General features: G+C 66.1%; 10 protein-coding genes. 5 read left to right on the forward strand and 5 right to left on the reverse strand.

Features of this window, described 5'->3' with window-relative positions; genetic code table 11:
- Window positions 1-44: 44 nt before the first annotated feature.
- Genes RCH11_RS12975 through mtrA form a run of 3 tightly spaced genes read right to left on the reverse strand, consistent with a single transcriptional unit; the run spans window position 45 to window position 4060 of the window.
- Entirely contained in the window at window positions 45-1733 is a 1689-nt protein-coding gene (locus tag RCH11_RS12975; protein ID WP_327057435.1) for an LpqB family beta-propeller domain-containing protein, read from the reverse strand.
- The gene (gene mtrB / locus RCH11_RS12980; protein ID WP_327057436.1) at window positions 1726-3333 is read right to left on the reverse strand and encodes an MtrAB system histidine kinase MtrB; all 1608 of its coding nucleotides are present in this window, start codon (window positions 3331-3333) and stop codon (window positions 1726-1728) included. The genes RCH11_RS12975 and mtrB overlap by 8 nt, the downstream gene beginning before the upstream one ends.
- A 46-nt stretch (window positions 3334-3379) precedes the next feature.
- On the reverse strand, window positions 3380-4060 hold the full coding sequence (gene mtrA, locus RCH11_RS12985) for an MtrAB system response regulator MtrA (RefSeq protein ID WP_327057486.1): 681 nt from the start codon (window positions 4058-4060) through the stop codon (window positions 3380-3382).
- Window positions 4061-4215: 155 nt separating this feature from the next.
- Between mtrA and RCH11_RS12990 the strand changes: the two genes are divergently transcribed.
- Genes RCH11_RS12990 through RCH11_RS13010 form a run of 5 tightly spaced genes read left to right on the forward strand, consistent with a single transcriptional unit; the run spans window position 4216 to window position 9621 of the window.
- Entirely contained in the window at window positions 4216-5445 is a 1230-nt protein-coding gene (locus RCH11_RS12990; RefSeq protein ID WP_327057437.1) for a hypothetical protein, read from the forward strand.
- Window positions 5442-6107, forward strand: a complete 666-nt coding sequence (locus RCH11_RS12995) for a DUF4129 domain-containing protein (protein WP_327057438.1) — start codon at window positions 5442-5444, stop codon at window positions 6105-6107. The genes RCH11_RS12990 and RCH11_RS12995 overlap by 4 nt, the downstream gene beginning before the upstream one ends.
- Window positions 6104-7282 (forward strand): DUF4350 domain-containing protein, encoded by a 1179-nt coding sequence (locus tag RCH11_RS13000; protein WP_327057439.1) that lies wholly within the window; start codon window positions 6104-6106, stop codon window positions 7280-7282. Before RCH11_RS12995 ends, RCH11_RS13000 begins: the two co-directional genes overlap by 4 nt.
- 30 nt (window positions 7283-7312) lie before the next feature.
- Window positions 7313-8311: an AAA family ATPase gene (locus tag RCH11_RS13005; protein WP_327057440.1), complete on the forward strand. Its 999-nt coding sequence runs from the start codon at window positions 7313-7315 to the stop codon at window positions 8309-8311.
- Between the two features lie 17 nt (window positions 8312-8328).
- Window positions 8329-9621: a DUF58 domain-containing protein gene (locus RCH11_RS13010; RefSeq protein WP_327057441.1), complete on the forward strand. Its 1293-nt coding sequence runs from the start codon at window positions 8329-8331 to the stop codon at window positions 9619-9621.
- Window positions 9622-9758: 137 nt separating this feature from the next.
- Here RCH11_RS13010 and RCH11_RS13015 read toward each other — a convergent pair whose 3' ends face one another.
- Window positions 9759-11222 (reverse strand): catalase, encoded by a 1464-nt coding sequence (locus tag RCH11_RS13015; protein WP_327057487.1) that lies wholly within the window; start codon window positions 11220-11222, stop codon window positions 9759-9761.
- Window positions 11216-11650 carry a Fur family transcriptional regulator gene (locus tag RCH11_RS13020; protein WP_327057442.1) on the reverse strand — a complete coding sequence of 145 codons (435 nt, stop codon included), beginning with the start codon at window positions 11648-11650 and terminating at the stop codon, window positions 11216-11218. The genes RCH11_RS13015 and RCH11_RS13020 overlap by 7 nt, the downstream gene beginning before the upstream one ends.
- Between the last annotated feature and the right edge of the window lie 17 nt (window positions 11651-11667).

Genomic DNA, 11667 nt, shown 5'->3' on the forward strand with positions numbered 1-11667 from the left:
CACCGGTCGGAGGACGCCACCGGCGGTTGGGAGGCTGTGCAGGACTAGCGCTGGGTGGCGATGAAGTCCACGGCGACCTTGGCCGACTGCCAGCTGCTTCCGCCCCAGCTGTAGAGGGTGGAGTCGTCGCGACCGAGCACGTGCAGTCCGTTCTCGCCCTTGTTGCCGCCGACGATCTGGCGAGAGGGAACGAGCGAGCTGAGCGCCGTCTTCTGCCCACCGATCGCGTACAGCTCGACCCTCGATTGACCGTCGGCGGTGAGAAGGGTGCCGATCGTCCACTGGTCGACCCAGGTCGCGTCGACGGCCACGCCGTTGCCGAGTGAGACGTCGACTACCGCCGGGCCGATTCCTATCGGTTCGAGCTTTTCGTTGCGCAGGATCGCCGCCACCATGAGTCTCGGTCCCGTGGGGGTAGACAGGAGCATGAGTACTCGAGCACCTTCCCGCGACACGGCGAGGGAGATCATCTGCGATCCGTCCTGCAACTTTGCAGAGATGGGGTGGGCCGTGCCGGAGGGATCGTAGACGTTGATCGCGTTCGGCGCGCTTTTCGGCACCGACCAGGTGTATCCGGCCTCGTCGAGTGACGGAGCGATGAGATCGGGGCGCGGATCGATGAGAGCCACCGTGCCCGTCTTGCGCACAACTGAGACCCCCGCACTGCCGAGAACAGCGACCTCCTGCTGGTCGGATGAGATCGTGGCATCCCGCGGACCGAGAGAGAGTACTTTAGTGCTGATTCCCGCAAGATCGGCGACGCGGTTGTTTGAGTAGAAGCCGAACTCTTTCCTGCGCAGCACGAGCGCCTGGCTGTTGACGGAGAAGTCGACCTGCGGACCGGCCGTTCCCGGGTCGTCGGCCTGCACGGGGGCGCCCTGGATCGAGAGGCGCACCTGCGAGATGCTCGATACTGACCGCAGGCTCTGGGCGAGTTGCAGGTACATGTTCTGGCGGTCACGCGCGCTGGCCACGAGTGCCTCCTTCGAGAGGTCCACCTGGGCTACACCGTCGGCCGGGGTGATGACGCTGCCAGCATCCGAGAGCTTCGTGCCGTCCGGGAACCGGGAGAAGGCCGCCCCCTTTAGCCAGTCCGGCGGCCCGGCGAGAAGCGCGGTCACGATTCGGGTCGAGGCCGTACCGATCGGGTACCAGCGCACGTCGGGTACGAAATACTGGTTCTGCTGATCGAGAAAGTAGAGCGGATACTGCCGGAAAATGCGCTCGAAGGTCTGGTCTGCGAGCACGATGCCATCCGATGCCGCACTGATGCGCCACTGGTTGCCTTCCTTCACAAAGGAAAACGGCAGGGTGAATGACTGACTGGTCTGCGAGTAGGCACCCGTGCTGTCGACCGTGGCCAGTGTGTCGAACGAATACGCGAGCGAAGCAGCACCGAGCTGGCTGATACTCGGCGTGCCGGAACGCACCTGCACGCTTTGGCGCGGATCCCACTTCGTCTTGAAATCGGAAGAGAGAAACTGCTTGGATACGGCGTAGCCGCCAGTCGCCGAGGTGAATGACGCGACAAACCCGCGGAGGATACTCTGCTGGCTCGCTCCCGCCTCCGGACCTTGCGGATTGAATGCGATGTTCGAGCCGGTGCTGTCTTCGCTCAGCGACAGCCCGGCATTCACCGGTCCGGAGCCGGGGATACCCACACATCCGGTGAGCGCGAGAAGCATGGCGGCGATCACCGCGGCCAGGACTCCCGGTCGGCGGTGGTCACGCATCGCGCACCTCCTCGAGATGAATGGCGTCGTCCGGGGGCAGTTCGAGTGGGGATGAGACGATCGCACGGCCGCGTTCCCGGGGCAGGGTCAGCCGAAAGCACGTGCCGATGCCGAGTTCCGACCACACTTCGAGTCGACCGTCGTGCAGCGTCGCATCCTCCAGCGAGATCGCCAGGCCGAGACCGGTGCCCCCGATAGTGCGCTGGCGGGAGGGGTCTGCTCGCCAAAAGCGGTCGAAGACCCGCGAGACATCCGCCGCTTTCATGCCGATGCCGTAGTCACGCACTGTGAGCGCTATCGCTGTCGCGTTGCTATCGACCATCACGACGATCGGTTTGCCTTCACCGTGCTCCACCGCATTACCGAGCAGATTGCGCAGCACGCGACGAATGCGACGGGCATCGATCTCCGCCTCGAAATAGCCGCCGGGCGCGACGAAACGCACCGACGAGCCGCGCTGTTCGGCGAGCGGCTGCATCCCCTCGACCGCATCCTCGACCAGCCGCACGAGGTTGGTTGGTTCCAGTTCGAGCTCCACGGCGCCCGCATCATAGCGGCTTACCTCGAGGAGATCGGCAAGCAGCACTTCGAACCGTTGCACCTGGGTGTGCAGAAGTTCCGCAGTGCGCGCCGTCGCAGGAGCGAAGTCATCCCGATGGTCGTAGAGAACGTCACCCGCCAGCCGGATGGTGGTCAGCGGCGTGCGCAGCTCGTGCGAGACATCCGACACGAACCGCTGCTGAAGGCGCGACAGCTCCGCAAGCTTGGTGATCTGGTGCTGGAGGCTATCGGCCATGCCATTGAATGAGCGAGCGAGGGTGGCGATCACGTCGTCCCCCCGCTCCGGAATGCGCTGCTCCAACTGGCCAGCGGCCAGCTTCTCACTGGTTTCTGCGGCGAGCCTGATCGGCCCGACAACGAGCCGCACCACCGTATAGGTGACCGCGCCGATCAGCAGCACGAGCGCGAGTCCGCCGAGGGCGAGGGTCTGTTGCACATATCCAAGGGTCGTCTGAACCGAGGAAAGGTCATAGACCAGGTACAGCTCGTAGCTGCCAGCAGTCGGCACGCGCACCTGCGATCCGACGACGAGAGCCGGCGAGCCATCCGGCAGCGTCGCCGACTGGTACTGCACGTGCGCGACGTCCTTGACCACTCTCGCCCGGAGGGAATCGGTGACGACACTGTCGGGGAAGTTCGTGGACGACACCGGCTGCATGTTCTGCGGCGTCTCGGCCTGCCCCGGCGTGCGTTTGATGGCGAACTTGGTACTGGCCGGTGCCGTGGTCGACGGCAGAAACTTGTCGGTTACGGAATTCGCCACGACGTCGAGCTCGACCGTCGGCGCCTGGTCGTTGGCCGGCTGCGCCGCATCGAAGGTGCTCTGGGCCTGGTTGTGGATGGTGCGGGCTTCCTGCTGCACCTGGATGCTCCGCGATGCGAACAGGTTGTTGGAGATGCTCACCGAGAGGAATGCCCCGATCACGATGACTGCGAATCCGGAGAGCAGCACGGTGATCGCGACCGTACGGAATTGGAGCGAGGCCCGCCAGAATCGCAGGAGACGGTCGATGTAGGAGCGCCAGTCAAAGCTATTCACGTTTGACGCTCTTCCCGGCCGGACTTTCCGCAGTTCATAGCTTGGTTCAGTTGCTTGAGCCCGCGCGATAGCCGACTCCGCGCACGGTCATGACGATGCGCGGGTTGTCCGGATCTTCTTCCACCTTGGCGCGCAGGCGTTGCACGTGCACGTTCACGAGTCGGGTATCGGCCTTGTAGTGATAGCCCCAGACCTGTTCGAGGAGCATCTCGCGCGTGAAGACCTGTTGCGGGTTGAGAGCCAGCGCGAGAAGAAGCTCGAACTCCAGCGGCGTGAGGTTGATTTTCGTCGTGCCGCGCTTCACTTCGTGGCCAGCGACATCCAGCTGAAGGTCACCCACCTGGAGCAGGTTGGTGGCAGCGGTCGGAGTCGGACGCAGGCGGGTGCGGATGCGGGCGACAAGTTCCTTGGGATTGAAAGGCTTGACGACGTAGTCGTCGGCTCCGCTCTCGAGCCCGCGCACGACATCCGTTGAATCGGACTTGGCGGTGAGCATGATGATCGGCACGCCGGATTCAGTGCGGATCTCCGCGCAGACCTGGATGCCGTCTTTTCCTGGCAGCATGAGGTCGAGCAGCACGAGATCGGGCTTCGTCTCTCGAAAAGCGGCGAGCGCGAGACTGCCGTCTCCGCAGAAGGAAGGCTCGAAGCCCTCGGAGCGAAGCACGATTCCGATCATTTCCGCGAGGGCGGTGTCATCATCGACTACGAGAATGCGTGCGGTCATCATCCGGTCTTCATGTGGCGGTTCGGGTCTGAGACAGGCTCAGCTGCTTTCGCATAAGAGTAGTCGAGTGTGGAAGCATAATCCCATGGGCTGGAGAGCTCCCGGACGCTGAACGCCCGGACCGTTAATCCTGTGGCGCGACGAGGGGATCACGAGTGACCGACGAACAGAAGTGGGCGAGCCCGGGGGCAGCAGTGCCACCCAGCGGCGGCGCCGTGCCTCCGATCATGCCTCCGGTGGGGCAACCGGTCGACCCGCGCTTCATCGGCCAGAACTCCGGCGCGGGAAGCGGCTACGCCTATTCTGGCGGCGCGCAACCGGGCTGGACCCCGCCGCCGAAGCCGGGCCTCATCCCCCTGCGTCCACTCGATCTCGGCACGATCCTCGGTGCGTCTTTCCGGGTGCTTCGTCGTAACCCGAAGCCCACCTTCGGCGCGGCGCTGCTCATCCAGGGCAGCGTCTACCTAGTGCTGATCCTCGCGGTGGCCGGGGTCACTTTCACTGGCGTCTCGCGTGTGAATTCGAGCACCAGCCAGAACACAGACCAGATCACGGCCGGTGCGACCGGGCTCATCGTCGTGGCCTCGATCATCCCAGCACTGCTCGCCGTGATCGCCTCGGCCGTGCTTCAGGGCATCATCGTGCTCGAGGTCTCGAGCGGCGCCGTCGGCGAGAAACTGACGCTTCGGGCCCTCTGGACGAGGGCTCGGGGCCGCATCGGAGCGCTGATCGGCTGGGCCGCGTTGGTCGTGCTCGCCTTGACGGTCGTGCTCGGCGTCATCGTGGTCATCATTGTGTTGCTCGTGGTCAGCCTCGGCACCGGAGGGGCCATCGCCGCAGTGCTGATCGGCTTCCTCGCGTCCATCGGTCTCGCGGTCGTCTACGTCTGGCTGAGCACCAAGCTCTCCCTGGTGGCGAGCGTGCTCATGATCGAGCGTCTCAGCATCCGCGAGTCCGTGGCCCGCTCCTGGTCGCTCACGGAGGGGTATTTCTGGCGCACCTTCGGAATCACGCTTCTCGTGGCAGCGATTATCGGTTTCGTGAGCCAAGTGGCTTCGATTCCCCTTTCGATCGTCACCCAGTTCGCAACGGTGCTCTTCGACCCCCAGGGCCAGAAGGGCAGCGGAGTGACCGTGCTTCTCGTGGTGGTCGGCCTGCTTGCGGTCGTGATCGCCGTCGTGATCCAGTCGATCACCTCCGTGGTGCAGTCGGCCACGACGGGACTGATCTACCTCGACCTGCGCATCCGGAAGGAGGGGCTCGACCTCGAACTGGTGCGCTATGTCGAGGCGAAGCAGTCGGGGAACGCGAATGCGGTCAGCCCGCTGCTGCACGGCGCTCCGGTCGCGCCGGCGCCGGTTCCTGACGGGTCTCCGTGGGCGTGATCGCGACGACTCTCGCCCTGGTGCGACTCGATGTGCCGGTGACTCCGGACTCCGCTGAGGCCCAGCAGTGGATCATCCAGGAGCTATCGAAACCGGAATACCGGGCCGCCCAACCGACCTGGTTCGACCGCGCGTCGAAGGCATTCTGGGACTGGCTGCAGTCGCTGAAGATCGACGGGGGGCCCGGCGTCCAGGGCCCGATCCTGATAATCGCTCTAATCGTCGTGGTCGCGGCCCTCGTCGCGGCTTTCTTCATCTTCGGCGCCCCGAGGCTCAATCGTCGAAGCGCGGGAGGTGGTGCGTTGTTCGGCGACGACGATGCGCGGGATGCTTCCGCGATGCGCCGTTCCGCCGAGGAGGCCGCGGCCCGGGCGGACTGGGTGCTCGCCATCGAGGAGATCTTCCGCTCGATCGCCCGAGGGCTCGCCGAACGCACGCTGGTCACGGTCTCCCCCGGCACCACCGCACGGGACTTCGCGCTCCGCGCAGGCACGGTGCTACCCGCCTTCTCGGAGCGGCTCTCGGCCGCGGCATCCGCTTTCGACGACGTGCGCTACCTCAGCCGGGCGGGTACCGAAGCGGTCTACCGCTCGGCCTCAGCCCTTGAGAGCGACCTGCGCGCGGCCCGTCCGGCATTGTCGTCCGCGGTCACGACCCCGTGACGGTTTACGGCACCACCCTCACCCCCACGATCCGCGCCGCGAGCCGTAAGGGCATGTTCTGGATAATCGCGGCCGTCTTCCTGGTGCTGATCGCCGTGATCGCGTTCGCCACCACCGGCGCCAAGACCGGCGGTGTGCCATTCTCGGCGACCAATCCGGCACCGGCTGGCAGCAAGGCGATCGCTGAGGTTTTGCGTGCAAGGGGAGTGGATGTCTCGGTGCCCGCGACCCTCGCGGGCGCCCGTTCCGCCCTTCGCGACTCCCCCGGCTCGACGCTGTTCCTCGTCGACTCCGCGTCCCACCTCGACTCCGCGCAGCTGCGTTCCCTCGCCGCTCTCGCCCAGCACGTCGTGCTGCTGGCCCCCACCTTTGCGCAGGCCACGGCCCTGGCGCCAGAGGTCGGTCTTGCCGGAGTCGTCGGCCGCGCCTCCCTCACCGCCCGCTGCGACCTGCCCGCCGCGCGCGCCGCCGGGCGAGTGACCGGTGCCGGATCCGGATTCCGCATCATCGACGGTGCAGCGGACGCGACCGGATGCTTCGGCAGCGGTACCAACACGTTCTCGGTCGTCGACATCAGCCGGGCGGGGCGACACATCACGGTCGTCGGCACGACCGACGCCTTCGCCAATGAGCACATCGCCGAGCATGGCAACGCTGCACTCGCGCTCACCCTCCTCGGCGACAGTAATCGGCTGGTCTGGTATCTGCCGACGATCGACGACTCATCGATCAGCGGCCCGAGCATCGCCGAACTCATTCCCTCCTGGGTCGGCTCGGTCTCCACGCTGCTCATCATCGTCGCCATCGTCGCCGCGTTCTGGCGGGGACGCCGCCTCGGGCCCCTCGTGGTCGAGAACCTTCCGGTCGTCGTGCGGGCGAGCGAGACGATGGAGGGCCGGGCGCGTCTTTACCAGAAGGGTGCGGCGCGACTGCGGGCTCTCGACTCGCTGCGCATCGGTGCCGTTTCCCGGCTGGCCACGCTCTGCGGCCTGCCGCGGCTCTCCACGGTGGATGACGTGATCGCGGCCGTCTCGAGGGTCACCGCGCGCGATCCTGCCGACATCCGTTTCCTGCTGCTCACAGCGGAGCCCCGCACCGACCGTGATCTTGTGCGGCTCTCCGACGAGCTACTCGAACTCGAGCAGCTCGTCGCTCGCGACATCCGTCCGTCCTGAAATACGAAACCCACCATGGAGAATTATCCAATGACCGAGACCGACCTGGCTGCACCTTCCCTTGATACCCCGAGCGGCTCCCCCGCCCTTCGCGAGCAATTCGCCCGGGTGCGCGGGGAAGTGGGTAAGGCCGTGGTTGGTCAGGATGGCGCCGTCACCGGGCTCATGATCGCGCTGCTCGCCGGCGGTCACGTCCTACTCGAGGGGGTGCCTGGTGTCGCGAAAACCCTGCTCGTACGCACCCTGAGCCGGGCGTTGCAGCTCGAGACGAAGCGAGTGCAGTTCACCCCTGACCTGATGCCGGGGGATGTCACGGGCTCGCTGGTCTATGACGCCCGAAGCGGTGAATTCGACTTCCGCGCCGGTCCGGTGTTCACGAACATCCTGCTCGCCGACGAGATCAACCGCACGCCCCCGAAGACGCAGTCCGCGTTGCTCGAGGCGATGGAAGAGCGCCAGGTGAGCGTGGATGGCGAGACCAGGCCGTTACCGGTGCCTTTCATTGTGGCGGCAACGCAGAACCCGATCGAGTACGAGGGCACCTACACGCTGCCCGAGGCACAGCTCGACCGCTTTTTGCTCAAGCTCGTGCTCGAGATCCCCGAGCGGGCCGACGAGGTCGAGGTGCTCACTCGCAGTGCCGCCGGGTTCAATCCCCGTGACCTCGAGGCCGCGGGCGTCGCCGCGGTGCTGGATGCCGAGCAGCTCGCCGCCGCGCAGGAGGAGGTTGGACGGGTGCGCGCATCCGCCGATCTGCTCGCCTACATCGTGGACCTCGCCCGGGGAACGCGCCAGAGCCCGAGCGTAAAGCTCGGAGTGAGCCCGCGCGGAACGACGGCTCTGCTCTCGGCCGCAAAGGCGTGGGCCTGGCTCAATGGATTCGACTCGATCACGCCCGACCATGTGCAGGCGATGGTGCTGCCGGTCTGGCGGCACCGCATCCAGCTGCGACCAGAGGCGGAGCTCGAAGGCGTGGCACCGGACGCGATCCTGCGCTCGATCCTCAGCCAGGTACAGGTGCCGATCTAGATGAGCGGCGGCTTCTGATGGCATGGTCGGGGCGGTTCGTACTGCTTGTCGCGCTCGGCATCGTGCCGATCATCCTGCTGAACCAGCCAGACTTGCTCGGTATCTGGCTCCTGTTCGCGATGCTCGTAGCGATGCTCGACCTGCTGCTGGCGGGCTCCCCGCGGCAACTGCGACTGGAGCGGGAGCTGCCCGAACGCGTGCGGCTCGGCGAGACCGTGGCATCCGCCCTGCTGCTCACCAACGTGGGTCGACGCACGATTCGCGGCATTGTGCGGGATGGCTGGCAGCCCTCCGCGGGCGCGTCACCGACCCGGGCACGGCTGGTGCTGCCGGTGGGCGAGCGACGGCGGATCGAGACATCGCTCACCCCGTTCCGGCGCGGTGAACGACGCGCGGCGGAGGTGACGGTGCGGTCGTTCGGACCGCTCGGACTCCTCGCCCGCCAGGCGACCATCGACCTTCCCGGCGCGATCACGGTGCTTCCGCCGTTCAACTCGCGCAAGCACCTGCCCTCCCGGCTCGCTCGCCTTCGGGAGCTCGACGGGCGCACCAGTGTGATGATCCGTGGACAGGGTACGGAGTTCGACAGCCTGCGCGAATACGTGCGCGGCGACGACGTGCGTTCGATCGACTGGCGCGCCACCGCCCGGCGCAGCGACCTGGTCGTGCGCACCTGGCGGCCCGAACGGGACCGCCGCGTGGTGATCGTGATCGACAGCGGACGCACCTCTGCCGCTCGCATCGCCAACGAGCCGCGGATCGACACCGCGTTCGAATCCTCGCTGCTGCTTGCCGCTCTCGCCACGCGGGCCGGCGACCGGGTGGATGTCGTGATCTTCGATCGACGGGTTCGCGGACGAATCCAGGGGGCGAGCGGCCCGGAGTTGCTCTCGCGAATGGTCACCGTGATGGCCCCGATCGATCCCGAGCTCATCGAGATGGATTGGTCGGCGGTGCCCTCGCTCGTGCGCTCGGTGACCAGCCAGCACGCGCTCGTCGTGCTCATGACCTCGATCGATGCGGCCGGCAGTTCCCGCGGCCTACTCGGGATGCTTCCGCAGCTCACCCGCAAGCACACGGTCGTCGTGTCCTCCGTGACCGACCCTTCGGTGCTATCGGCTTCACTCGAGCGCGGCGATCGGGACGATGTCTACCGCGCCGCTGCCGCCGAGCGCGCCATGCTCGACACCACCCGCGTCTCGGCCGCCATCCGGCAATTGGGGGCGGATGTCGTCACCGGCGCCCCCGCGGACCTCCCGCCGGCCCTCGCCGACCGCTACATCGCGCTGAAAGCCGCCGGCCGGCTGTAGAACGCACCCGGAGTTGCGCCCGATCGTCGCATTTTCCCTTGAGGCGTGACCCCCGTCCATTTTTCCTACCGCCTCCGTGTTCAGACACGGCGGCGGTAGGAAAAACGGGAGATGGATGGCGCAGCGGCGCGCTGAACCTACTCGACCAGCACCGCCGCGGCCGAGAGCTCCACGCGAAGAGCGGCACCGAGCGTCACATCCACGTTCGTCCAGTACTGGATCGCGCGTTCCTTGATCACGGCGCTCTGCACGCCGCCGACCGCGCCGGTCAGCGTCTGGAGGAACCGCTGCTTGGCGGCATCATCGTACACATCGCGATAGAGCGTGCCGGCCTGGCCGAAGTCGTCGTCTTCCGCGTGCAGGCTGGCGGCGGCGTAAACCAGCTCACCATCGCTCTCCCAGGTGCCCTCGCCGGCTGCAGCGACATCCGCCACGGGTCCACCGAACGAGTTCGGGGCGTAGACGGGAGCGAATGCCGGCTTGAAGCCGTGCCGTGCGGCACCATCCTGGGTGTAGCTGTTCACGGCCGCCTTCGGGGCATTCACCGGGATCTCGTTATAGTTGGTGCCGACTCGATAACGCTGGGCATCCGGGTAGGAAAACACGCGAGCCATCAGCATTTTGTCTGGGCTGATGCTGATACCGGGCACGGTGTTGGCCGGCGAAAACGCGGCCTGCTCGATCTGCGCGAAGAAGTTCTCCAGGTTGCGGTCGAGCGTGTGGGTGCCGACCATGATCAGCGGATAGTCCGCCTTCGGCCAGACCTTGGTGAGGTCGAAGGGGTTGAAACGGTAGGTCTTCGCCTCTTCGTACGGCATCACCTGCACGTGAACGTCCCACGAGGGGAAATCGCCCGCCTTGATCGCGTCATGCAGGTCGCGACGGTAATAGTCCGCATCCGCTCCGGCGATGAGTTCGGCCTCGGCTCCGCCCATTTCCACGTTGCCCTGGTTCGAGGTGAAGTGGTACTTGACCCAGAATCGCTCGCCGGCCGCGTTGATCCACTGGTAGGTGTGCGAGCCGAAGCCCGGCATCTCCCGCCAGGAACGTGGCAAACCACGGTCTCCCATGAGGTAGGTCACCTGGTGAGCGGACTCCGGCGAGAGGGTCCAGAAGTCCCACTGCATGTCGGCGTCTCGCAGGCCAGAGCCCGGCAGGCGCTTCTGGGAGTGGATGAAGTCGGGAAACTTGAGCCCGTCGCGGATGAAGAACACCGGGGTGTTGTTTCCGACGATGTCGTAGTTGCCCTCCGTCGTGTAGAACTTCACCGAGAAGCCGCGCACGTCGCGCCAGGTGTCAGGGCTGCCCTGCTCGCCCGCGACGCTCGAGAAGCGCTGGAGAGTTTCGGTCGTCGCACCCGGCTGGAAGACCGCGGCCTTGGTGTACGCCGACACGTCTCCGGTCACGGTGAAGGTTCCGAACGCCCCACCGCCTTTGGCGTGCACGATCCGCTCCGGGATGCGCTCCCGATTGAATTGTGCAAGCTTCTCGACCAGGTAACGGTCGTGCAGTGCGGTCACGCCGTCGTTTCCGGCGGTGAGCGAATGGCTATCGCTTGAAACTGGGGTTCCGGTCTGGCTCGTTGTTGGTTCGGTCACGATGCTGTCTCCTTCGGTGTGGTTATTTTGTGCTGGCAGAGGGGGCAGCGCCCCCAGAAAGTGATTTCGGCGGCCTCGATGGTGAAGCCGTTGGTGTTGCTCGCGGTGAGGCAGGGGGCCTCACCGTGTATGCAGTCGACGTCGGCCACGGCTCCGCAGACCGAGCACACCACGTGGTAGTGGTTGTCGCCGATTCGACGCTCGTAGAGCGCGGCGGATCCGGCCGGCTCGGTACGCCGGATCATTCGCGCCGCCGTCAGATCGGCGAGCACATTGTGCACGGACTGGATCGAGAGTCCCGCCGCGGATACCACTCTCAGTGTCTCGGCGGTGGAGTGCGGATGCGTCTCCAACGCCTCGAGCACGGCGAGCCGACCCGGCGTTACGCGCAGGCCTGCGGCACGAAGCGCAGTCCCCAGCTCGGCATCCATCCGCTCCAGTATGGCAC

This window comes from Glaciihabitans sp. GrIS 2.15, assembly GCF_035984695.1.
Lineage (GTDB): Bacteria > Actinomycetota > Actinomycetes > Actinomycetales > Microbacteriaceae > Lacisediminihabitans.